This window comes from Dietzia sp. (genome assembly GCF_036741115.1).
In the GTDB taxonomy this organism is placed as follows: domain Bacteria; phylum Actinomycetota; class Actinomycetes; order Mycobacteriales; family Mycobacteriaceae; genus Dietzia.
Genome location: NZ_DAINST010000011.1, coordinates 25,336 through 47,211 on the forward strand (window position 1 = coordinate 25,336; position 21,876 = coordinate 47,211).

22 protein-coding genes are annotated in these 21,876 nt (G+C 68.4%); 2 read left to right on the top strand and 20 right to left on the bottom strand.

The window, feature by feature from the left end; all coding sequences use genetic code 11:
* Nucleotides 1-11 precede the first annotated feature (11 nt).
* The 3 genes from V7E05_RS03185 to V7E05_RS03195 all read right to left on the bottom strand — a co-directional run bounded on the left by V7E05_RS03185 (nucleotide 12) and on the right by V7E05_RS03195 (nucleotide 3,431).
* Nucleotides 12-812 carry an ABC transporter ATP-binding protein gene (locus tag V7E05_RS03185; RefSeq protein WP_333618245.1) on the bottom strand — a complete coding sequence of 267 codons (801 nt, stop codon included), beginning with the start codon at nucleotides 810-812 and terminating at the stop codon, nucleotides 12-14.
* Between the two features lie 210 nt (nucleotides 813-1,022).
* Entirely contained in the window at nucleotides 1,023-2,015 is a 993-nt protein-coding gene (locus tag V7E05_RS03190) for a tetratricopeptide repeat protein (RefSeq protein WP_333618225.1), read from the bottom strand.
* A 189-nt stretch (nucleotides 2,016-2,204) separates the two neighbouring features.
* Nucleotides 2,205-3,431: an acetyl-CoA C-acyltransferase gene (locus tag V7E05_RS03195; RefSeq protein ID WP_333618226.1), complete on the bottom strand. Its 1,227-nt coding sequence runs from the start codon at nucleotides 3,429-3,431 to the stop codon at nucleotides 2,205-2,207.
* 183 nt (nucleotides 3,432-3,614) lie between these two features.
* On the opposite strand from V7E05_RS03195, the gene mce reads away from it, so the two are divergent.
* Together mce and V7E05_RS03205 are read left to right on the top strand one after the other, a co-directional pair.
* Entirely contained in the window at nucleotides 3,615-4,082 is a 468-nt protein-coding gene (gene mce, locus V7E05_RS03200) for a methylmalonyl-CoA epimerase (protein WP_333618227.1), read from the top strand.
* 35 nt (nucleotides 4,083-4,117) lie between these two features.
* Nucleotides 4,118-5,209 carry a hypothetical protein gene (locus tag V7E05_RS03205; RefSeq protein WP_333618228.1) on the top strand — a complete coding sequence of 364 codons (1,092 nt, stop codon included), beginning with the start codon at nucleotides 4,118-4,120 and terminating at the stop codon, nucleotides 5,207-5,209.
* A gap of 60 nt (nucleotides 5,210-5,269) precedes the next feature.
* Here the strand turns inward: V7E05_RS03205 and V7E05_RS03210 are convergent, their stop codons facing one another.
* From V7E05_RS03210 to rho, 17 genes are all read right to left on the bottom strand, one after another.
* Nucleotides 5,270-5,572 carry an ATP/GTP-binding protein gene (locus tag V7E05_RS03210; protein ID WP_333618229.1) on the bottom strand — a complete coding sequence of 101 codons (303 nt, stop codon included), beginning with the start codon at nucleotides 5,570-5,572 and terminating at the stop codon, nucleotides 5,270-5,272.
* A 57-nt stretch (nucleotides 5,573-5,629) separates the two neighbouring features.
* Entirely contained in the window at nucleotides 5,630-6,361 is a 732-nt protein-coding gene (nucS, locus tag V7E05_RS03215) for an endonuclease NucS (RefSeq protein WP_333618230.1), read from the bottom strand.
* 13 nt (nucleotides 6,362-6,374) lie between these two features.
* Nucleotides 6,375-6,830, bottom strand: a complete 456-nt coding sequence (locus V7E05_RS03220; protein ID WP_333618231.1) for a DUF2550 family protein — start codon at nucleotides 6,828-6,830, stop codon at nucleotides 6,375-6,377.
* Between the two features lie 168 nt (nucleotides 6,831-6,998).
* Nucleotides 6,999-7,370: a F0F1 ATP synthase subunit epsilon gene (locus V7E05_RS03225; RefSeq protein WP_333618232.1), complete on the bottom strand. Its 372-nt coding sequence runs from the start codon at nucleotides 7,368-7,370 to the stop codon at nucleotides 6,999-7,001.
* An 11-nt stretch (nucleotides 7,371-7,381) separates the two neighbouring features.
* Nucleotides 7,382-8,812 carry a F0F1 ATP synthase subunit beta gene (atpD, locus tag V7E05_RS03230; RefSeq protein WP_442891582.1) on the bottom strand — a complete coding sequence of 477 codons (1,431 nt, stop codon included), beginning with the start codon at nucleotides 8,810-8,812 and terminating at the stop codon, nucleotides 7,382-7,384.
* Between the two features lie 18 nt (nucleotides 8,813-8,830).
* Nucleotides 8,831-9,811: a F0F1 ATP synthase subunit gamma gene (locus tag V7E05_RS03235; protein WP_333618234.1), complete on the bottom strand. Its 981-nt coding sequence runs from the start codon at nucleotides 9,809-9,811 to the stop codon at nucleotides 8,831-8,833.
* A 66-nt stretch (nucleotides 9,812-9,877) separates the two neighbouring features.
* Nucleotides 9,878-11,512 carry a F0F1 ATP synthase subunit alpha gene (gene atpA / locus V7E05_RS03240; protein WP_333618235.1) on the bottom strand — a complete coding sequence of 545 codons (1,635 nt, stop codon included), beginning with the start codon at nucleotides 11,510-11,512 and terminating at the stop codon, nucleotides 9,878-9,880.
* A gap of 141 nt (nucleotides 11,513-11,653) precedes the next feature.
* A complete protein-coding gene (locus tag V7E05_RS03245) occupies nucleotides 11,654-12,472 on the bottom strand; it encodes a F0F1 ATP synthase subunit delta (protein ID WP_333618236.1) in 819 nt (272 codons plus the stop codon).
* Between the two features lie 16 nt (nucleotides 12,473-12,488).
* Nucleotides 12,489-13,064: a F0F1 ATP synthase subunit B gene (locus V7E05_RS03250; RefSeq protein ID WP_442891581.1), complete on the bottom strand. Its 576-nt coding sequence runs from the start codon at nucleotides 13,062-13,064 to the stop codon at nucleotides 12,489-12,491.
* A gap of 32 nt (nucleotides 13,065-13,096) precedes the next feature.
* Nucleotides 13,097-13,339: an ATP synthase F0 subunit C gene (locus V7E05_RS03255; RefSeq protein ID WP_333618237.1), complete on the bottom strand. Its 243-nt coding sequence runs from the start codon at nucleotides 13,337-13,339 to the stop codon at nucleotides 13,097-13,099.
* Nucleotides 13,340-13,507: 168 nt separating this feature from the next.
* Nucleotides 13,508-14,287, bottom strand: a complete 780-nt coding sequence (gene atpB / locus V7E05_RS03260) for a F0F1 ATP synthase subunit A (protein ID WP_333618247.1) — start codon at nucleotides 14,285-14,287, stop codon at nucleotides 13,508-13,510.
* 396 nt (nucleotides 14,288-14,683) lie between these two features.
* Complete coding sequence (locus V7E05_RS03265) at nucleotides 14,684-15,178, bottom strand: hypothetical protein (protein WP_333618238.1); 495 nt, start codon at nucleotides 15,176-15,178, stop codon at nucleotides 14,684-14,686.
* A gap of 89 nt (nucleotides 15,179-15,267) precedes the next feature.
* A complete protein-coding gene (locus V7E05_RS03270) occupies nucleotides 15,268-16,503 on the bottom strand; it encodes an MraY family glycosyltransferase (RefSeq protein WP_333618239.1) in 1,236 nt (411 codons plus the stop codon).
* 3 nt (nucleotides 16,504-16,506) lie between these two features.
* Entirely contained in the window at nucleotides 16,507-17,160 is a 654-nt protein-coding gene (locus tag V7E05_RS03275; RefSeq protein ID WP_333618240.1) for an L-threonylcarbamoyladenylate synthase, read from the bottom strand.
* A 69-nt stretch (nucleotides 17,161-17,229) separates the two neighbouring features.
* Nucleotides 17,230-18,144: a peptide chain release factor N(5)-glutamine methyltransferase gene (gene prmC / locus V7E05_RS03280; protein WP_333618241.1), complete on the bottom strand. Its 915-nt coding sequence runs from the start codon at nucleotides 18,142-18,144 to the stop codon at nucleotides 17,230-17,232.
* A gap of 128 nt (nucleotides 18,145-18,272) precedes the next feature.
* A complete protein-coding gene (gene prfA / locus V7E05_RS03285) occupies nucleotides 18,273-19,346 on the bottom strand; it encodes a peptide chain release factor 1 (RefSeq protein ID WP_333618242.1) in 1,074 nt (357 codons plus the stop codon).
* Between the two features lie 8 nt (nucleotides 19,347-19,354).
* A complete protein-coding gene (rho, locus tag V7E05_RS03290; RefSeq protein WP_333618243.1) occupies nucleotides 19,355-21,346 on the bottom strand; it encodes a transcription termination factor Rho in 1,992 nt (663 codons plus the stop codon).
* Nucleotides 21,347-21,876: the final 530 nt, after the last annotated feature.

The following is a 21,876-nucleotide window of genomic DNA, read 5'->3' on the forward strand; positions in this document are numbered from 1 at the left end:
GTAGAGCGTCGCTAGAGGCGGCCGCGGCGGTGGCGGCCCGGGCGCGAACGGCGGGCGAAATAGCGGCCCTCGACCTGTTCTACGACGATGTTCTGGGCGAAGGTGCGTGTGAGGTTCTCACTGGTGATGACGTCCTCGATGAGCCCCGAGGCCGTGACACCGCCCTCGGCGAGGAGCATCGCATGGGTGAACCCCTGCGGGATCTCCTCGACGTGGTGGGTGACGAGGACGACGGCCGGGGCGTCGGCATCGAGAGCGAGGTCGGAGAGCCGCGAGACCAGCTCCTCGCGGCCGCCGAGATCGAGGCCCGCGCCCGGCTCGTCGAGGAGGAGCATCTCCGGGTCGGTCATCAGGGCCCTCGAGATGAGCACACGCTTGCGCTCTCCCTCGGACAGCGTGCCCCACATGCGCTCGGAGAGGTGCTCGCCGCCCATCGCCTCGAGCGTGTCGGCGGCCCGCTCGTAGTCCATTGCGTCGTATTTCTCGCGCCAGCGGCCGAGGACGGAGTATCCGGCGGAAACGACGATATCGGCGACCTTCTCCTCATCGGGGATCCGCTGCGCCAGGGCGGCCGAGGAGAGCCCGACTCGGGTGCGGAGCTCGGTGACCTCGGTACGACCCATGAGTTCGCCGAGGACCCGCGCGGTGCCGCGCGAGGGGAATTCCTGCGCCGCGGCGAGGCGCATGAGCGAGGTCTTCCCCGCCCCGTTGGGGCCGAGGACCACCCAGCGCTCGTCGAGTTCGACCTGCCAGTCGAGCGGGCCGACGAGGGTTGCGCCCTGTCGGCGCAGCTCGACCCCTCGAAAGTCGATGACAAGGTCCTCGCTGCCCGGCTCCTGGAGCGATGCCGAAACGGTGCCCGCTGCGGCGGAGGAGGCCTTCTGTGTGGCGTCGTGATTGGGAGGTGTCACGGTCGCCAGCCTACGCGCGCCGTATTCCGCGCCCGCCGACCCTCGCGGGGCGTCGCCCGGGTGCACCGCTGGAGGTCGACGAGCGGCGCCGTCGGCGACCGTTCCGTTCGGCTAGTACAAGGCGGTCGCGAGGTTGCGTCGCGCAGCGAGGACATCGGCGTCGTTCGCGGGCAGTGTCTCGAGGAGCTCGAGGAGTCGGTTGCGCAGAGCGTTCTTCTCGTCCCCCGCCGAGACTCGGATCGCCGAGACCACGGCCTCGAAGGCATCGGCGTACGAGCCCGCCATGATCTTGAGATCGGCCGACGACAGCGCCGAGGCGGCGTCCTCCGACATTCCCTCGGCGACCGGATCCTTCTCCTCGGCGACGCGGCGCGAGACCTGGACGAAGCGGAGTGCCTCGAGGAGCCCGTGATCGCCGGGCCGGGCGTCGACAAGCGACCGGAAACGCTCCTCGGCCAGCGGGAGATCGCCCTCGGCGAGCGCGTTCTCCGCGGCGTCGCGCTCCGGGTCCTCCGGCTCGCCGCCCTCGGCGGCATCGGGCTGCTCGGCGCCGTCGACGGGGCCCTCGAGCTTTCCGGCAGTGACCTCGAGGATCTTGTCGATCACGAGGCGGAGCTGGTCCTCGGGCTGCTCACCCTCGAAATCGGTGAGCGGGCGCCCGCCCGCCACCGCGATGACCATGGGAACCCCCTGCGCGCGGAACGCCTGGGCGATGCCCGGCGACTGGTCGACGTCGCAGTACGCGTGGACCCACGTGCCACCGTCCTCGGCGGCGAGGCGGGAGAGCGTGGAGGTCATCGCCGTGGGGGCCCGCGAGGAACCGAGCTCCACGAGCACGGGCACCTGCATCGAGCGCTGGAGCACCTCGGTTTCGAAGTTCTGCTCGTTGACCTGGAGGCTCGTGGAACCAGGAGCAGCGGGGGCGCCGGAGGCGCCGGCCGAGTTGCCGGCGCTGGCGGCTCCCCCGCCCTCGGGCGCGCGCTTCTGCGCGTCGGCGCGATCCTTGATCCCGGAAAGGTCGACCGCCCCCGAGAGCGAGGCGGCGAGGCGCGCATCAGATGCGGATGCGCGGCGGCTGGCTGGGCGATTATTCGGTCGAGTCACGCCACAATTGTTCCATTTCCCGCGGAGGACTCGCCGCCGGGTCGAACCGCGCGGACCGGCCGTGCCACACTGCCGCGCCGTCCCACACTGCCGGGCCAGGCCGCTCGGCCGGGCCAGGCCGCTCGGCCGGGCCAGGCCGCTCGGCCGGGCCGGGCGAACGCTCGGTGCGGCCCGGCCCCCTCGAGTGGCTCAGCCCTGCGCGGGCACGCGGATGATCAGGGCGTCGCCCTGGCCGCCGCCGCCACAGAGCGCTGCAGCGCCGGTCCCGCCGCCGCGGCGCGCGAGCTCCAGCGCGAGCGTGAGCACGACGCGATTGCCCGAGACTCCGATGGGGTGGCCGATCGCGATGGCACCGCCATTGACGTTGACGAGCTCCGGATCGATGCCGAGCTCTCGCGTCGAGTGGATGCCCACGGAGGCGAAGGCCTCGTTGAACTCGAAGAGATCGATGTCCTCGACGGCGACACCGGACTTCGCGGAGGCGTCCGCGACGGCGGCGGCCGGCTGGTGCTGCAGCGTGGAATCGGGCCCGCCGACCGTGCCGTACTGGACGACCTCGGCGAGGATGGGCCAGCCCTCCTTGCGAGCGGTGGCGGCCGTCGTCACCACCGTTGCGGAGGCGCCATCCGAGATCTGGGACGACGAGCCTGCCGTGATGGTCCCGTCCTTCGAAAAGGCGGGGCGGAGCTTGCCGAGCGATTCGGCAGTGGCATCGCCACGGACGCCCTCGTCGGTCTCCACGACGGTGTCACTCTTGCGGCCCGAGATGGTCACGGGGACGACCTCGTCGGCGAACAGTCCCTTCTCCCACGCGGCGGCGGCGCGCTGGTGCGAGGTCGCGGAGAACTCGTCCTGCTCTTCGCGGCCGATGCGGAGCTCGGCGTTGCGCTGCTCGGTGAGCGCACCCATGGGCTGCTCCGTCGGCACGTCCTCGAGGCCGTCGTAGGCCATGTGGTCGAGCACCTCGACGGAGCCGTACTTGTAGCCCGAGCGGGACTTGGGCAGCAGGTGCGGGGCGAGCGACATCGACTCCTGGCCGCCGGCGACGACCACCTTCGCCTCACCCGCGCGGATGGCCTGCCCGGCCAGGGCGATCGCCGTGAGACCGGAGAGGCACATCTTGTTGATCGTGAGCGCGTGCGCCGAAGCGGGAATTCCGGCGCCCAGCATCGCCTGGCGGGCGGGCATCTGGCCGACGCCGGCACCGAGGACCTGGCCCATGATCACGTAGTCGACGGAGTCGGCAGCGACGCCGCCCTTGGCGAGCGCGCCCTTGATCGCCTCCGCGCCGAGCTTCGGCGCGGAGAGCGAGGAGAGCGCGCCCTGAAGCCTGCCGAACGGGGTGCGTGCTCCGGAGACGATGACGATGGCGTCGTCGTCGATGTCCGCTGCGGCGATGGGGCTATTGGTCGTCACGGTAGATCTCCTGGCTCGAACCGGATCCCCGTGCACAGGGCCGGCGCGGGGACTCGCCTGCCGCCCGCGGTAGACCGCGAAACGGCAGCGATGGGAACTCATGGCCGACTATAGTCGGTCCGGAATCCCACAGGGCAATCAAAACCGCGTATAACGAGCGGAATCAACGAAAACGGTTAACTCATGGCAACTGGAAACACCGGAATCTCGGCCATCCCGGCCGGTCTCGTGACCGCAGTCGACCACGTCGGCGTCGCAGTGGCCGATTTCGAGGCGGCGATCGCCTGGTATCGAGACGCACTCGGCTTCGTCAACACCCACGAAGAGGTCAACGAGGAGCAAGGCGTCCGCGAGGCCATGCTCGCCCCCGCGGGCGCCGCACCGGGCTCGGCGATGATCCAGGTGCTCGCGCCGCTCTCGGAGTCCTCGACGATCGCGAAGTTCCTCGAGAAGAACGGACCCGGGCTCCAGCAGATGGCGGTACGGGTCTCGGACATCGAGGCGGTCATGGCGCACCTCGACGCTGCGGGCGTCCGCGTGCTCTACCCCGAGCCCCGCCGCGGCACTGCGGATTCGCGCATCAATTTCGTGCACCCGAAGGACGCCGGCGGCGTCCTCCTAGAGCTCGTGGAGCCCGCCGTCTCGCATTAGCGACCCGGCGCGACGGGCTGGTTTATCCTAGGCGCATGTCCACCGCCGATCACGAAATCGCCCTGCGCCACAACCTCGCGACCGTCCGTAGGGGCTACGAGCCCGGCGCGGTCATCGAGGCGATCACGCGACTCGAGGCGGAAGCCGGGATGCTGCAGGCGGATCGCCACCAGGCCATCACGCACGGCAACCGGCTCGAGACGCAACTCGCGGAGGCCAACAGGGAGATCGAGCGTCTCCGCGGCGAGGTCACGCGCCTGGGCAAGTCGCCGGTCACGAGCAACGACATGTCCGAGCGCCTGCGCAGCATGCTGCTCCTCGCGGATCAGGAGGCCGAGGAGACGCGGAACAGCGCCGTCACGGACGCCAACGCCACCCGCAACGAGGCGGACGACTACGCATGGCGTACTCGTTCGGAGGCGGACGAGATCGTCCGCCAGGCCCGCCTCCAGGCCGAGCAGATCTCCGGCGAGCGCGGCCGCATCCTCGAATCCGCCCGCCGCGAGGCTTCGCGGACCGTGGCCGCCGCCGAGCACGACATCCAGGCCAGGGATCTCGCCGCGGCACAGACGCGAGAGCGTCTCGACGCCGAGGCGCGCAGCCGGCGCGAGGCCGAGGACGAGGACTACCGGATTGCCTCCGATGCACGTCGCGTCGCGACCAACGAGGAGATCGAGACCGAGCGTCTCGCCGCAGCCGAGGCCGCTCGCGCCGCCAGGGATGCCGCGACCGGAGACGCGCGGGACTGGCGCGCGGCCGCCGAGAACGACGCGCGCGAGTGGCGAACGGCCGCCGAGGAGGACGCCCGCCGCTGGCGCGCGGAAGCCGAGGCCGATGCCAAGGCGGCCCGCGCCGCCGCCCGCGAGGACGCCGACGAGCTCGTCGCGGCCGCGTACGACCGAGTCGGCGAGCTCGGATCGGTGCGCAAGTCGATGCTCTCGGACATCGCCCGCGCCCGCTCGGTCCTCGAATCCTTCGAACTCGATAGGCCGCGGTATGACGGCGAGCTCACCCGGCTCTCCAAGCGTCTCCCGGCTTCGTGGGACGCACGGGACGCACCGACCGGCAGGCACGCCGAGGGCGCACAAGGCCGCGTCAACGCCCGGGACTCCCGAAGCGAGTCCTAGCGCTCCGGGCTCGCTCACCCGTGGCGCCGCAGCAGTTCGGCGTGACAGCCCTATGCGGGCTCAGCTCCAGCGGCGGGTGATGCTCCGCGTCGCGCGGGCCGTCCAGCAGCCCGAGTGCCAGTGTCGCCGCCACTCGCCCGCCTCGTCGTCCTCGGGCCACGCGACGACGTGCGCGACGCCCCTCGCGATCTCCTGGTCGCAGCCCGGGCAACGGTAGGCCTTCGCGGCGCGCTGGGCGGGGATGAGCACCACCCGGTAGAAGGAGCCGGTGTCCCCGAGCGGCCCGGTTTCGCGCCGGGCGGGCCCGCCGCGCAGAGGCGCATCGCCGCCGACCAGCCGCGGCCTCCTGTTCTTCCGGCCCACGCCACGCTCCTCTCATCCGCATTCCCGATCCGGACAGAGGGTCCGGCCGGGCGGGGCCTAAAACAACCGCAGCTCGAGGCTGTCGGTGCCGCGCAGGGCGTCGTAGTCGAGGGTGAGGCAGCGGATGCCGCGATCCTCGGCGAGAGTCTTGGCCTGCGGCTTGATCACCTGCGCCGCGTACACGCCCTCGACGGGGGCGAGGTGCGGATCGCGGTTGAGGAGCTCGAGGTAGCGGGTGAGCTGCTCGACGCCGTCGATCTCGCCCCGGCGTTTGATCTCCACCGCGACCGTCCCGCCGTCGGAATCCCTGCACAGAATGTCGACGGGACCGATCGCCGTCATGTATTCCCTCCGGATGAGCGAGTACCCCTCGCCCAGCGTGCCGATGTGCTCGGCCAGCAGCTCCTGTAGATGCGCCTCGACGCCGTCCTTGATGAGCCCCGGGTCCTCGCCGAGCTCCTGAGACTCGTCGAGGTCGACGGAGAACAGCGAGATACGGAGCTGCTCCCCCGCCTTGTTCTCAACGATCCACGCGCGTTCGGCGTCCTCGGGGAACGGGGCGGTCGCCGCAGACGCCGGAGCGCCTTCCGCGGGCTCGCCGCCGGAGAGCTCGAACTCGGTGAGCGTGCACGGCGGGCTCATCCAATTGAGCGGCTTGTAGGCACGATCGTCTGCGTGGACACTCACCGAACCGTCGGCCTTGACGAGAAGGAGTCGCTTCGCGCGCGGAAGGTGGGCGGTGAGCCGGCCGACGTAGTCGACCTGGCACTCGGCGATGACGAGTCGCAAGGGCGGCCTCTATCTAGAAACGGGCACGCCGCCCTTTGATCTGCTGGGACGAACAGGCTTCGACCCACGATCGCATGGCGGCGTGCGACTGGTTGGACAGTGCGAGCGAACCGGCTACGGGGCGCCCGCGAAGGTCTGTGGCGGTAAACGGGACGATGACCTCGTCCGGGTCCACGAACGCGAGCTCCCCTTCGGTTCCGGGCTTGCGCGCGACGTCGAGGACTATGGACTGACGGCGGAGGACGAGATCGGATGTGGGCCGCAGACTGAACAGCTTGACGATCATCGCCGTGTCCTCGGTATAGCGGAGGATTCCATGCCGCCAGCGGTCGGGCGCACCGGCCCGCGCGGGGGTCGACATGACGATGGGGGCCCCCGAGCCGCGGAACATGAGGAAGCGATAGGCGACGGCGACGAGCAAGGCCACCACCACGACGAGCACGACGGCAATGAGGACCCTCGTTACCATCCGACACCCCCCTGCGTTGTTCAGGCGATTCGGTTGTCATAAAACCTACTGCGCGGCCGCGCCACGGCACAAACGAAAGGAGGGGGTCGACCCCTGTTCGGGATCGACCCCCTCCTCGAGCGGAACCGGGCTACTCGACCGGTCTCGCCAGGTGCCTTTCGGCCGGAGCTAGGCGCCGGCCTTCTCCACGGCGAGAATCCGGGAGCGGGCGGTGTCACGCTGGAGCTCAGAGGAGCCGGAATCGGCGAGGATCCGCTCGGCGGCGGCCTTGTCGATGTTCTCGGCCCAGTCGGCGCCCTCACCGAGCACCTGCACCTTCGATGCGGTGACGGAGATGAACCCGCCACGGACGGAGGCGACACTCTTGCCCTCGTCCGTGTAGACCGAGACGGTGCCCGTGGCGTCGAGCTGGCCCAGCAGCGGCTCGTGGCCGCGCTGGATACCGATCTCGCCCTCGGTGGTCTTGGCAACCACCATGCTCGCCGTGCCCGACCAGAACTCGCGCTCGACGGTGACGATGACGACCTCGAGGTCTGCCATGTGGGTGCCTCCTACTTGGCGAGCTTCTCGGCGGCCGCGTAGACGTCGTCGAGACCGCCGACGCCGTTGAACGCCTGCTCGGGGATGTGGTCGAGATCGCCCTTGCAGATCTTGTCGAACGCCTCGATGGTGTCCTTGATCGGCACGACCGAACCGGGGATGTCGGTGAACTTGATCGCGACGAGGAAGTTCTGGCCGAGGAAGCGCTCGATGCGGCGGGCGCGCTGGACCGTGATCTTGTCCTCTTCGGAGAGCTCGTCCATACCGAGGATCGCGATGATGTCCTGGAGCTCCTTGTACTTCTGGAGGATCCGGATGACTTCCTGCGCGACGCGGTAGTGCTCCTCGCCCACGATAGACGGCTCGAGGATTCGAGAGGTCGAGGTGAGCGGGTCGACGGCCGGGTAGATGCCCTTGGAGGCGATGGAGCGGGAGAGCTCCGTGGTCGCGTCGAGGTGGGCGAAGGTGGTCGCCGGAGCCGGGTCGGTGTAGTCGTCGGCAGGGACGTAGATCGCCTGCAGCGAGGTGATCGAGCGGCCCTTCGTCGACGTGATCCGCTCCTGAAGCTGACCCATCTCGTCCGCCAGCGTCGGCTGGTAACCGACGGCCGAAGGCATGCGTCCGAGGAGGGTGGAGACCTCCGAGCCGGCCTGCGTGAAGCGGAAGATATTGTCGATGAAGAGGAGCACGTCCTGGCCCTCGACGTCGCGGAAGTACTCCGCCATCGTGAGCGCCGAAAGGGCGACGCGCATACGCGTCCCCGGCGGCTCGTCCATCTGGCCGAAGACGAGGGCCGTGTCCTGGAGGACGCCCATTTCGTCCATCTCGAGGATGAGGTCGGTGCCCTCACGGGTGCGCTCGCCGACGCCGGCGAACACCGAGGTACCGGAGAACTCGCGGGCGATACGGGTAATCATCTCCTGGATGAGCACCGTCTTGCCCACGCCGGCGCCGCCGAAGAGGCCGATCTTGCCGCCCTTGACGTACGGGGTGAGGAGGTCGATGACCTTGATGCCGGTCTCGAGGATCTCGGTCTTGCCCTCGAGCTGGTCGAAGGCCGGCGGCTGGCGGTGGATGCCCCACTGCTCGCCGTCACGACCGGTGCCCGGTGCGTCGAGGCAGTCGCCGAGGGCGTTGAAGACGTGGCCCTTGACCTCGTCGCCGACCGGGACCGAGATCGGCTTACCGGTGTCGGTGACGGTCGCGCCACGGATGAGTCCGTCGGTGGACTGCATCGAGATGGTGCGGACCATGTTGTCGCCGAGGTGCTGGGCGACCTCGAGGGTCACGGTCTTCGCGACCGACTCGAGCCCGATCTCGACGGTGAGTGCGTTGAACAGCTCGGGAAGGGCGCCGCGGGGGAATTCCACGTCGACGACCGCACCGAGCACGCGGGACACGCGGCCGGTGAGGCCGGCCGTGCCGCTCTGGCTCTGCTCCATTACGGGGGTGCTCATTTCCTAATCACTTCCTGCGCTAGCGGCAAGCGCATCGACGCCACCGACAATCTCGCTGATTTCCTGGGTGATCTGTGCCTGCCGGGCCTGGTTGGCCTCTCGGCTCAGGTTGTTGACGAGCTCGGTGGCGTTGTCCGTCGCGGCCTTCATGGCCGTACGGCGCGCCGCCGACTCCGATGCGGCCGACTCGAGAAGCGCCGCGAAGGCGCGGGAACCGAGGTACCGCGGGAGGATCGCGTCGAGCAGGGTCTGCGCGTCCGGCTCGAAGTTCAGCTCCGGCTTGATCTCGGCTGTGGAATCGTCCTCGACCATCCCGTCGCCGAGATGCATCGATTCCTCGCCGACGACGGTCTCGATCGGCGCGAGGCGACGAGCCTGCGCCGTCTGCGTGAGCATCGACTCAAAGCGGGTGTAGATGAGGTGGACCTCGTCGACGCCCTCGTAGCTGCTCGTGTCGTTGTCTAGGAATTCCGAGCCCTCGACCTGCTCCCCCGCGCCGGCGCGGAAGAGTGCGGCGAGGAGACCGAAGACGCCCTGGACGTCCTCGTAGACCGGCTTCGAGGAGAAACCGGTCCACGAGCCGGCGAGCGGCGTTCCGCGGAAGCGGTAGTAGCCGACTCCCTTGCCGCCCATCACGTAGAGGTCGACTTCCTTGCCCTCGGACTCGAGGAGAGCACGGAGCTCGGCGGTCGCCTTGAACACGTTGTAGTTGTAGCCACCGCACATACCGCGGTCGCTGCTCACCACCAGGATCGCGGCGCGCTTCGGATCCGGATGCTCGTTGAGCATCTTGTGATCCAGAGACGAAGCGGACGCGAGGTCCTGGAGGATAGCGGTGATCTGATCGGCGTAGGGGCGCGCCTCTTCGACACGCTGCTGCGCCTTCGTGATCTGCGAGGTAGCGATGAGCTCCTGCGCCTTGGTGATCTTCTTGGTCGAATTGACCGACTTGATCCGGCTGCGTAGTTCTCGCAAGTTCGCCATGTGCTATGCCCTCCCCTCGTTGGTTCGACGTTCGTTGAGTGTCATCTCGAACAGAGTCCTACGGCCCTACGAGGTCTTCTTCGTGACGTGGAGCTGATCCTTGGCCACGTCCTCGGAATCCATCGCGTCGGCCGGCTGCTCGACGACCCGCGAACCGTCGGAGGCAACGAAGCCCTGCTTGAAGGCATCGGTGCGCTCGAGGAGCGAGGACTTCGACTCGTCGTTGAGCACCTTGCCGCCCTCGATCTGCTCGTAGGCATCGGAGGCGCTGTGGTGCAGGTCGGCGATGAGCTCGTCCTCGAAGCGGCGGACGTCCTCTACCGGGACCGAGTCGTAAGCACCTTCGGAGGCGAGGAAGATCGAGACGATCTGGTCCTCGACCGACACCGGGGCGTTCTGGTCCTGCTTGAGGATCTCGACGAGGCGGGAACCGCGCTCGAGCTGCGCCTTGGAGGCAGCGTCGAGGTCGGAGGCGAACGTCGCGAAGGCTTCGAGGTCGCGGAACGCCGCGAGGTCGAGACGCAGGGAGCCCGACACCTTCTTCATGCCCTTGGTCTGGGCCGCGCCACCGACACGGGAGACCGAGATACCGACGTTGACGGCCGGGCGGACACCGCGGTTGAACAGGTCGGACTCGAGGAAGACCTGGCCGTCGGTGATGGAGATGACGTTGGTCGGGATGAACGCCGAGACGTCGTTACCCTTGGTCTCGATGATCGGCAGGCCGGTCATCGAACCGCCGCCGAGCTCGTCGGAGAGCTTCGCGCAACGCTCGAGGAGGCGGGAGTGCAGGTAGAACACGTCGCCCGGGTAGGCCTCGCGGCCCGGCGGGCGGCGGAGGAGGAGGGAGATCGCACGGTAGGCCTCGGCCTGCTTGGAGAGGTCGTCGAAGACGATGAGGACGTGGTTGCCCTCGTACATCCACTGCTGGCCGAGTGCCGAGCCGGTGAAGGGCGCGAGCCACTTGAAGCCGGCGGAGTCGGAGGCCGGGGCCGCGACGATGGTGGTGTACTCCATCGCGCCGTACTCCTCGAGAGTCGCCTTGACGCCCGCGATGGTGGAGCCCTTCTGGCCGACGGCGACGTAGATGCAGCGGAGCTGCTTCGTCTTGTCGCCCGACTCCCAGTTGGCCTTCTGGTTGAGGATCGCGTCGATGCAGAGCGTGGTCTTGCCGGTCTTGCGGTCGCCGATGATGAGCTGACGCTGGCCGCGGCCGATCGGGGTCATCGCGTCGACGGCCTTGATACCGGTCTGCATCGGCTCCTCGACGGGCTGGCGCTCGAGGACCGAGGCGGCCTGGAGCTCGAGGGCGCGACGCTCGGTGGCCTCGATCGGGCCGAGACCGTCGATGGGCTCGCCGAGCGGGTTGACGACGCGCCCGAGGAAGTTGTCGCTCACCGGGACGGAGAGGACGTCGCCCGTGCGGCGGACTTCATGGCCCTCCTCGATCTCGTCGAAGTTACCGAGGATGACGGCGCCGATCTCGCGGTCGTCGAGGTTCAGGGCCACGCCGAGGACGCCGCCCGGGAACTCCAGGAGCTCGTTGGCCATCGCGGACGGGAGCCCACTGATGTGGGCGATGCCGTCACTGGTGTCGGTCACGATGCCGACCTCGTCGCGGGAAGCTTCCTGCGACACGCTCTGGGTGTAGTTTGCAATCGCGCTGCGGATCTCGTCGGAGGAGATCGTCAACTCCGCCATGTGTTTCCTGCTCTCACTAAGTTCGGGTATCGATTGGGGCCAATCGACTCTTTACGTGGTCTCGCGGGTGGACACCGACCGCCGGGCGGCCGTTGTCGTCGTGGCCGATGCCGCTCCCGCAGGGCGACACCGACCGAGGGGTCACGGAATACGGCGGCGCATCGATTCGATACGGCCGGAGACGCTTCCGTCGATGACCTCGTCGCCCACCCGGATGACAAGACCACCCATGATCGTGGGATCGACCGAGAGGTGTACGGCCATGTCCTTACCGTAGATCTTCCCGAGACGGGCCTTGAGGGACGAGAGCTGCTCGTCCGACAGATCCTTCGCGCTCGTCACGTCGGCGACCGAGGTGCCCTGGAGCTCCGCGGCCATACGGGACAGCGCATCGAGATCCTCCGCGGGTCGGCTCTCCGGGCGGACGACGGCCTGGGAGGCCAGCGTCTCGGTCACCGCGGTGACCTTGCCGTAGAGGACCGTTCCGAGGAGTGCACGCTTGGCGTCCGCCGGCGCCTGCCTGTCGGCGAGCGCCTGCTCGAACTCCGGGTTGCCCGCGACGATGCGGCCGAGCCGGAACAGCTCGTCCTCGACCGTCGCGAGCTGCCCCTGTGCCGCGGCCGAAGCCAAGAGGCTCAGGCGGCCCAGGTCGACGAGTCCGTCGCGGAGATCGCGCGGGTTCGACCAACTCTGACCAACGGCCTCGAGAACGATCTCGAGGGTGGCGTCGCCGACCTTCCATCCGAAGAGGGAACGCGCGAGGTCCTGGCGGGCTGCTGCCGGCGCCGAAGAATCGGCGACCGCGATGCGGAGCGAACGATCGGCATCGAGAACCTCGACCACCTGAAAGAGCTCGCTGCCGATTGTGGCGGCAGTGGCTCCCCCGTCCGACTTCTGCCCGATCGTTCCTTGCAACTTCTCACGGCACTTCGCGAGGGCATCGCGGCTGGCTGCGTGCATCTTTACGTCACTTTCCTTACTTCTGACCCGGCCCGGAGACCTTGTCCAGGTCGGCCAGGAAGCGGTCGATGGTGCCGGACTGCTTGACGGAATCCGACAGCTGCTCGCCCATGAGCTTCTCGGCCAGGCTCACCGCCTGGTTGCCGAGGTCCGAGCGGAGCTCCTGCACGATCTGCTGGCGCTGCGCGTCGAGCTGCTGCTGGCCGCTGGCGACAATGCGGTCGCTTTCCTTCTGTGCATCGGCCTTCATGTCCGTGAGGATCTGCTGCCCCTGGAGGCGGGCGTCCTCGCGGATCTTCGCGGCCTCACCGCGGGCCTCGGCGAGCTGCTCGTTGTACTTGTCGAGCGCCTCCTTGGCTTCGCGCTGAGCCGCCTCGGCGCGCTCGATACCGCCCTCGATCTTCTCGGTGCGCGCCGCAACCACCATCTTCACCATCGGAAGAACGAACTTCCAGAAGACGATGAGAAGGATGACGAAGGCAACGAGCGACCAGACGATGTCGTACCACGCCGGGAGGAGCACGTTGGGCTCTTCCTCCAGCGGGAGAGACTCACCACCTTCGGCGGCGAGGAATACGAGATCGGAGATCATCTAGTTGGTCCTTACTTCTCGTCGAGGCGAATTTAGAAAATGAAGCCGGTGACGATACCGATGAGGGCCAGGGCCTCGGTGAAGGCGATGCCGAGGAACATCGTGGTGCGGATCTGGCCGGCCATCTCGGGCTGGCGGGCCATGCCCTCGATGGCCTTGCCGACGACGATGCCGATGCCGACGCCCGGGCCGATGGCCGCGAGGCCGTAGCCGACGGCGCCGAGGCCCTTGAACTTGGTCTCGGAAGCCGCCTGGGCGAGAGTGACGATATCCATCTGGAATCCATTCCCTTTCGGTTGGCCGCCCCGCGAGGTCCGCGGAGACGGTCAGGTCTGTGTGGTGGTTGGTGGTCGGACAGGTGGTCTGTGGTGCCGATCCCCTGGGGCGGGGCTCCGGGAGCGCGCCGGGCGGGTTACCCGCGCTCTGCTACCGGGCCCGCGGCCCTAGTGGCTGTCGGCGTGGATCGCCAGCTCGATGTACACGGCGGTGAGCAGGGCGAAGATGTAGGCCTGGAGGAAGATAACCAGGAGCTCGAAGAGCATGAAGCCGATCGAGACGATGAACGTCACCGGGCTGACGATCGTCCAGCCGCTGAACTGCCAGAAGAAGAAGTTCGTCGCGGAGAACAGCAGGACGAGCATGATGTGCCCGGCGAGCATGTTGGCCATGAGACGAATCGTCAGCGTGAGCGGGCGGAGGACGAAGGTCGAGAGGAACTCGATCGGGATCACGAGGAAGTGCAGCGGGAGCGGCAGGTTCGGCACGACGATCGACTTCCCCACGAAGGAGAAGAACCCGTACTCCTTGGAGCCCGCGTAGATGAAGGCGATGTACGCCACCACCGCGAGGACCAGCGGCATGCCGATGCGCGCGTTCGGCGAGATGTTGAGGAACGGGATGACCGACGGGAGGTTACACGCCAGGACCAGGAAGAAGATGGTGGTGACGAGCGGCAGGAAGCGGTAACCGTGCTTCTTGCCGATGATCTCCTCGACGATGTTGACCCGCACGAAATCGAGAGCGATCTCGGCGACGTTCTGCGCACCGCGCGGCACGATCTTCGCGCCGCGGAGCGCGAAGAAGAAGAACAGGGCCACGAGGACGGTCATCAGCAGGCGGATCAGCATGATCCGATCGAGCTGGAAGGGGGTGCCCCCAAACAGAACCGCATCGGGGAAAAAATCGTTCAGCGTGGGGGCGTGGAATTCGCCCTTGAATGCCAGCGTTGTGGTGCTCAGCGTTCTCTCCCCTACTCGGGCCGCCTGGATGGTGCGGTGCGGTTCGGTCCATCGGGCTGCGGACACGTCCTTGTGACATGCGCAGGCGTATGCGCGGACTTTCCCACGACAGCTGAACCTCTACTCGTTTCGAGTGGGTCCGGCGCCGAGCTCCGCATGGTTTCCCATCTGGAGCCCCGTGTGGAGTCCGTCGGCACACTATGAAGATAGTAACAAAGCATGTAACCGAAATGACACTTGGGCCCCTGCCCCGCGCGGCGCTCCGCCGGGCCGTTGACGTGTCGTTTCTAGCGCCTTCTCAGATTGCGCAAATCAATTCGTCATGTGTCGCGAAATCCGTGGAATGACGGCGGAGCGTGCGATTCCCAGGTCGACGCAGCCCTACTTCTGTCGGAAGATCGCCGGCTCGATGACGGGCGCGTTGGAGCGCATCACGGTCCACGTCTCCACTGCGAGCACCACGACGAGCGATAGCGCCATGGTGACCACGAGGGCGGGCCGCGAGTAGAAATCCATGCCCTTGATCAGCGCGACGACGAGAATCACGACGATGAGCTTGAGCAGCCACGTGCCGAGGAGGGTCGCGCCCATCGTCGCCGCGCGGGAATTCGCCGTCGCGAGGGTCACGATTGCCGTCGTCAACACGAAAAAGCCACCGATGGCCGCGCCGACGAGGACCCCCCAGATGCCGGGCGTCCCGGAGACGAGGAGCCAGACCACGACGGAGATCACGGACATGAGCAGCCAGGCGAGGGTTCCGAGCAGGAGCGCCTTGCGGAGCGCTACGGTGTGCTCGCTGATCGCGAGGGAGCGCGTCTGGGATGCGGAGTCGTCTGGGCCTGAGCCGCCGGCGTTCGCGGTGGGATCGATCGTCATGGCTCCGAGTCTAAAGGGCGGGTTGGTCGCGACCCAGCTGCGCACCCCGCGTGCGCCAGGGCCTTCGGCCGGTAGTGCCGCCCGAGGCGTCAGCCCTTGTGGGTGGCGCTCTCGGAGCTTCTCCCCGCGCCACTTCCCACGCGGCGGCGGCCGAAGCGGCCGAGCCGTCGTCCGCTCGCGCCCATCCACAGCGGCGTGGCGGTGAAGACGATGACGAGCACGAGGCAGATGAGCACCGCGGGCACGGTCCAGCGGGCGGGGAACACGGTTAGCGAGACGGCCCCGAAGGCGAAGAGCGCGACCCACGCGTAGATCACCAGGGCGACGAGCGTCTGCGAGTGCCCGAGCTCGAGGAGCCTGTGGTGCAGATGCTTGCGGTCCGCGGAGAACGGGTGTTTACCGGCGCGGACGCGGCGCACCACCGCGAGGACGAGGTCGAGGAGCGGGACGAAGAGCGCGGCCCCCACGACGATCACCGGCGACAGCAGGACGAGGAGGTTCTGCGATCCGTACATCGACTGCGAGATCCGCCCGGAGACGTTGATCGAGGCGGCGGCGAGCATGAGCCCGATGAACATCGCGCCGGTATCGCCCATGAAGATCCGGGCCGGGTGGAAATTGTGCGGGAGGAAACCAAGGCACGCTCCCGCCAGAACAGCCGTGATCAAGGCGGGCGGATAAGCACTCACGGTGCCGCCCTGCTGGTAGAGGATCGCCATGGCGAACAGACACAGCGCCATCGCCACGATCGTGCCGATCCCCGCCGCGAGCCCGTCGAGGCCGTCAACGAAATTCACCGCGTTGACGACGATGAGCACAAACAGTGCGGTGGCCACGCCCGCCTGGAGTTGGTCGAGCACGAGGATGTTCCCGCTCCACGGGATGTAGACGAGGAACCAGGTGACGCCACCGACACACAGCACCCCGGCGGCAGCCATCTGTCCGACGAGCTTGGTCACCGCGCCGAGCTCGAGGGTGTCGTCGACGAAGCCGAGCAGCACGATGACTCCCCCGGCGACCATCACCGTCTGTACGTCGGAGGTGAACGGCGGGAACGAGCGGGTGAGCGCCGGGAGGTTCGAGGCGAGGAAGACGGCCACGCAGAAGCCGGTGAAGATCCCGAGGCCACCGATCTGCGGCGTCGGGATCACGTGCACGTCGCGGCCACGCGGGTACTTGACCCCGCCCACCATCGGCGCGAACCCCTTGACGAAGCCCGTGATGACGAACGTGACCAGCCCCGCGACGACGGCGATGAGCAGCAGTTCGCGATAGGGCACGCCGGCGCCGCCGAGCGAGCCTCCCACGGACTGCGCGAGTACCACCGACTATCCCCGCAGCGACTCAGCGGAGACCCCGAGCGCCTCCGCCACACGCTCGGCGGTCTCGGCGCCCTCGCGGATAATCCGCGGCGCCCCGCGGGAGAGGTCGACGATGGTCGAGGCCGTACCGATATCCGAGTTCCCCGATTCGAGGTACACAGAAACGGACTCGCCGAGCTGCTCCTTGGCCTGGGCCGCGGTCTGCGCCGGCGGATTCCCCGAGACGTTCGCGCTCGACACGGCGAGCGGGCCGGTCTCGCGGAGGAGCTCGATGGCGACGGGGTGCAACGGCATCCGGAGCATCACGGTGCCCGCGGTGTGCCCGAGGTTCCACGTGAGAGACGGCGCCTGCGGCACGACGATCGACAGCCCACCGGGCCAGAACGCGCGGATGAGCGTGCGTGCCTCGGCGCTCACCGAGGGCACGAGGCCGTCGATGGTGTCCCACGAGCCGACGAGCACGGGCACGGGCATGTCCGGGCCGCGGTGCTTCGCCGCGAGGAGCGCGGCGACGGCATCGGGATTGAAGGGATCGGCGGCGATGCCGTAGACGGTGTCCGTGGGCATCACGACGAGCCGGCCCGAGCGAAGCGTGCTCGTCGCCTGAGTGAGGCCCACCTTCCGGCTGCTCTCCTCGCCACAGTTGTAGGTCAGGCTCACCGACCGTTCTCCCTTCCTCGAAAATCCTGCCGGCGATCCGCCACGGCGCGGCGAATCCCTCTGTTGAATCTACCCTCGCCGCGCCGTGACGAACCTGGGGCGTCCCGCCAAGTCGCGATGACGCTGCACATCGACGAAACCGCCGTGCGCCTCGAACAGCGCCTCGACGGAATCGCCGGTCGCGTCGTCGTGCTCGCAGGCGCAGATTCCGCCGGGCGCGAGCAGGCGCGCGGCGACGGGCACGATCCCCGCGATGACGTCGTTACCCGAGGGCCCGCCGTAGAGGGCGCTGGCGGGCTCGTGGGCGGTGATCTCCGCCGGGAGTTCGGCCTCGGCCGCGGCGGGGATGTACGGGGGGTTGCTCACGACGGCGCTCGCGGACCCGTCGAGCTCGGGGAACACCTCGAGCAATCGGTCGAGGTCCGTGGCGTCGGCTTCGGCGATCCGGATCGGAGTGTCGCCTGCCGCGGCGCGCGCGGCGGCGTTGCGCCGCAGCCATGTCGCGGCGTCCGGATCCAGCTCGACCGCGTGGACCGCGATCCCCGGCCGCGCGTGGGCGAGCTCGAGCGCGATCGTCCCGCTCCCCGCGCACAGATCGATGACGACGGGCACCTGTGCCTTCTCGGCCGACTCCCCCGCGGCGGGCGCAGGGGCGGGGAGATTGCGGAGCACCCAGTCGACGAGGAGTTCTGTCTCCGGGCGTGGGATGAACACTCCGGGACCGACCGCGAGATCGAGCGCCCCGGACACGGCCTGGCCCAGCACGTATTGCAGTGGCTCGCCGGTGTCCGCCCGGCGCGCGGCGAAAGCGCGGGCCCGCTCGGCGACCTCGTCGGGCAGGGTGGCGGCGGCCGCGAGCTCGCCACGGCTGATCCCCGCCGCGTGGCTCGCGATGGTCGCGGCCTCCGCGGCTCCCGATTCCCTCCCGGCGGAGGCGAGTCGGGAGGCGAGCTCGCGGAGGAGATCCGGGACGTCCGTCGTCATGGGTGGGGTTCGTCCTTAAGGAGAGGTTCGGCCGTGGCCGCCCTGTGGCCTGGGGAGCACGAGGGGCCGTAGGCCCGGGGACTCAGGGGCCTAGAGGCCTGGGCGAAGAAGCCCGGGCCGTAGGCGAACTACGCCTCCTCGAGGCGCTCGGCGCGCTCGGATTCGCGGAGCGCGGCGATGAGGTCGCCCATCTCGCCCGCGAGAACCTGGTCGAGGTTGTTCGCCTTGAAGCCGATGCGGTGGTCGGCGATGCGGTTCTCGGGGAAGTTGTACGTGCGGATGCGCTCCGAACGGTCGACCGTGCGGATCTGCGCGGCGCGTCCCTCGGCGGCCTCCTCGGCCGCGGCCTCCTCCTGTTGCTGCTGGAGCCGGGCGGCGAGCACCTCCATCGCGCGCGCCTTGTTCTGGAGCTGCGAGCGCTCGTTCTGGCACGTCACCACGATGCCGGTGGGCAGGTGCGTGATGCGCACGGCCGAGTCGGTCGTGTTGACGCCCTGGCCGCCCTTGCCCGAGGAGCGGTACACGTCGATGCGGAGATCGGCGTCGTTGATCTCGATCTCCTCCGGGGCCTCGGCCTCGGGGAACACCATGACTCCGGCGGCCGAGGTGTGGATACGCCCCTGGGACTCGGTGACGGGCACACGCTGCACGCGGTGCACCCCGCCCTCGAACTTGAGGTGCGCCCACACGCCGTCACGAGACGGCTCCTTCGCCTTGATGGCGTACGTCGCGTCTTTGTACCCGCCCATATCGGATTCGGTGATCCCGAGCGTCTCGACCTTCCAGCCGGACTTCTCCGCGTACTTGAGGTACATCTTCGCGAGGTCCGCGGCGAAGAGCGCAGACTCCTCGCCGCCCGCACCCGGCTTGATCTCGAGCAGGATGTCGTCGGAGTCGTGTGGATCGCGCGGGGCGAGCAGATCGGTGATCTGCTCCCGGAGCCGCTCCACCTCCGCCTCGAGGCGCTCGGCCTCCTCGGCGAAGGACTTGTCCTCGTGAGCGAGCTCCTTCGCGGCCGCGAGGTCGTCCTCGGCGGAGGTGAGCGCGTTGTGGACGTTCACGACCGGGCCGAGCTCGGCGAAGCGCTTGCCGACACGCCTGGCCTCCGCCGGGTTCTCGTGCAGCGCAGGGTCCGAGAGCTGCATCTCAAGGCCCTGGTACTCGGCGAGGACGTCGTCGATAGCGGAAGGTGTCTTGCTCACTGGGCTCTTTACTCCTCGTCCTGCGGGAGGGTCGGAGTGGTCTTCGACACCTGCAGGAGGAACTCGTAGTTGGTCTGGGTCTTGCGGAGCTGCGAGAGGAGCAGGTCGATGGCCTGCTGCGAGTCGAGCCCGGACAGCACGCGGCGCAGCTTGTGCATGATCTGCGCCTCCTCGCCGCCCATGAGGAGCTCCTCCTTGCGCGTGCCGGACGGCCCGACGTCGACCGCCGGGAAGACGCGGCGCTCGGAGATGCGGCGGTCGAGCTTGAGCTCGGCGTTGCCGGTGCCCTTGAACTCCTCGAAGATGACGGTGTCGCCCGCCGAGCCGGTCTCCACCATGGCCGTGGCGATGATGGTGAGCGAGCCGCCGTTCTCGATGTTGCGCGCTGCGCCGAGGAAGCGTTTCGGCGGGTAGAGCGCGGTGGAGTCGACACCGCCGGAGAGGATGCGCCCCGATGCCGGCGAGGAGTTGTTGTAGGCGCGGCCGAGGCGGGTGATCGAGTCGAGGAGGACGACGACGTCCTGCCCCATCTCCACGAGGCGCTTCGCACGCTCGATCGCCAGCTCGGCGACCTGCGTGTGGTCTGACGGCGGACGGTCGAACGTCGACGCGATGACCTCGCCCTGCACCGAACGCTGCATGTCGGTGACTTCCTCGGGTCGCTCGTCGACGAGCACGACCATGAGGTGGCATTCGGGGTTGTTCGTCGCGATCGCGTTGGCGATGTTCTGCAGGATCGTCGTCTTACCGGCCTTCGGCGGGGAGACGATGAGTGCGCGCTGCCCCTTGCCGATCGGCATGACGAGGTCGATGACTCGCGTGGAGAGTACGTTCTTCTCCGTCTCGAGGCGCAGGCGCTGGTTGGGGTACAGCGGGGTGAGCTTGCCGAAGTCGACGCGGGACTTGGCCTCCTCGACCGGCCCGCCGTTGATGCTGTCGATCCGGACGAGCGGATTGAACTTCTGCTGGCGCTGATTGCCCGAGCCCTCGCCATCGCGCGGCATGCGCACCGCGCCGATGACCGCGTCGCCGCGGCGCAGGCCGTGCTTGCGCACCATGTTCATCGACACGTAGACGTCATTCTGGCCCGCGAGGTAGCCCGAGGTGCGGACGAACGCGTAGTTGTCGAGAACGTCGAGGATGCCGGCGACGGGCTGCAGGACATCGCCCTCGCGGATCTCGTTGTCCCCGCCGTTGTCGCCGCGATTGCGGCCGCGGTCGCGCCGGCGACGTCCGCGGCGCCCGCGGCCCTCGTCGTCGCGGTCGTTGCGGTTGTTGTTTCGCCCGCCGCCAGTGTTCTGGTTGTTGCCCTGGCCGCCGCCGCCGTTGCCCTGGCCATTGCCGCCGGAATTGTTGTTTCCGCCGCCGTTCTGGCCCTGGTCGCCGTTGTTGTTGCCGCCGTTGCCGCTATTGCCGCCGTTGTTGTTGCCGCCGGCTCCATCGTTGTTGCCGTTATTGCGGTTCCGGTTGCGGTTACGGTTGCGGTTCCGGCGGCCGCCCTGCTCGTTATCACCCGAGCCGTCGTTGCCGTTCTGGCCTTGGTTATTGCCGCCGCCGTTATTACCGCCGTTGTTGCCCTGGCCATCGCCCTGATCGCGCTGGTCGTTCTGCTCGCGCTGTTCGCGATCGCGCCCGCCCTGGGCGGACTGATCGGACTGCTGCGAGCTCTCGGGTTCCTGGCGACCGGAGCGGCCCCGGGAATCGGCACCTGCGCCGTCAGACGCTTGGTCCTTGCCCTTGTCCTGGAACTGGGCCTGTGCCTGCTCCCTGCCCTGGTCCTGGGCCGAGCCCTTGTCCCGGCCCTGCCCCTCGCCGGCCGGCGCATCGGCGCGGCGCTCGGAACGCGCGGGAGCGGCGGGGGCACTGCCGCCCTGGATCATCGCGACGAGCTCGCCCTTGCGCTTGCCCGACAGCCCCTTGAGGCCCATCTGCTGCGCGAGAGCACGGAGCTCCGGCAGCCGGAGCGAGGCGATGTCTGAGGAGGTATCCGCTGAAGCCACGGAGGTCCTTTCTTTACCGTCTGGCGGGTTGGTCCCACCGAGGGACGCGGCAAGGTAGCGGCCGCGCCATTGTTCGGCCATGTATCGCCGAGAAGTCTGGGGTCTGCATATCGCCGAACGGCCCGAACAGGATTGGGATGACGGCGAGGCGCCGAATCATTCGGCCCGGGACGTGGGAACCGGGCAGGTGGCGGGGCGTGGGGATTGGTGCCCGTGGGCAGCGAATCCGTGAATCCACCGCGAACAACCGCGGATCGCTTTCGGAGAACCACTCGAGGGTGGAACGAGAATGCGTGAGAACGCACCGTGCTCGATATGCGAACCCGAGCATACGCCACCGGCGGGAATTCGACTATTCGAGGCCCCGAGCGTGTCGCCGCCCGTTTCGCCGAGGAGCCATTCGCAGAACACTAGAATGATGCGCGTGAGACCTGCCGGTCCTGCGCGAATTCCCGCAGGACCGGCGAACCGGCACGAATCACGATGACTACCCCAGGGAGGGCTGCGGCTGTGGCACTGGAGAGCACGAT

Coding starts and splice junctions, on each gene's coding strand:
- mce (WP_333618227.1), top strand. CDS start 3,615: ATGGCAACTGGAAACACCGGAATCTCGGCCATCCCGGCCGGTCTCGTG.
- V7E05_RS03205 (WP_333618228.1), top strand. CDS start 4,118: ATGTCCACCGCCGATCACGAAATCGCCCTGCGCCACAACCTCGCGACC.
- V7E05_RS03220 (WP_333618231.1), bottom strand. CDS start 6,830: ATGGTAACGAGGGTCCTCATTGCCGTCGTGCTCGTCGTGGTGGTGGCC.
- V7E05_RS03225 (WP_333618232.1), bottom strand. CDS start 7,370: ATGGCAGACCTCGAGGTCGTCATCGTCACCGTCGAGCGCGAGTTCTGG.
- atpD (WP_442891582.1), bottom strand. CDS start 8,812: ATGGAGCAGAGCCAGAGCGGCACGGCCGGCCTCACCGGCCGCGTGTCC.
- V7E05_RS03235 (WP_333618234.1), bottom strand. CDS start 9,811: ATGGCGAACTTGCGAGAACTACGCAGCCGGATCAAGTCGGTCAATTCG.
- atpA (WP_333618235.1), bottom strand. CDS start 11,512: ATGGCGGAGTTGACGATCTCCTCCGACGAGATCCGCAGCGCGATTGCA.
- V7E05_RS03245 (WP_333618236.1), bottom strand. CDS start 12,472: ATGCACGCAGCCAGCCGCGATGCCCTCGCGAAGTGCCGTGAGAAGTTG.
- V7E05_RS03250 (WP_442891581.1), bottom strand. CDS start 13,064: ATGATCTCCGATCTCGTATTCCTCGCCGCCGAAGGTGGTGAGTCTCTC.
- V7E05_RS03255 (WP_333618237.1), bottom strand. CDS start 13,339: ATGGATATCGTCACTCTCGCCCAGGCGGCTTCCGAGACCAAGTTCAAG.
- V7E05_RS03265 (WP_333618238.1), bottom strand. CDS start 15,178: ATGACGATCGATCCCACCGCGAACGCCGGCGGCTCAGGCCCAGACGAC.
- prmC (WP_333618241.1), bottom strand. CDS start 18,144: ATGACGACGGACGTCCCGGATCTCCTCCGCGAGCTCGCCTCCCGACTC.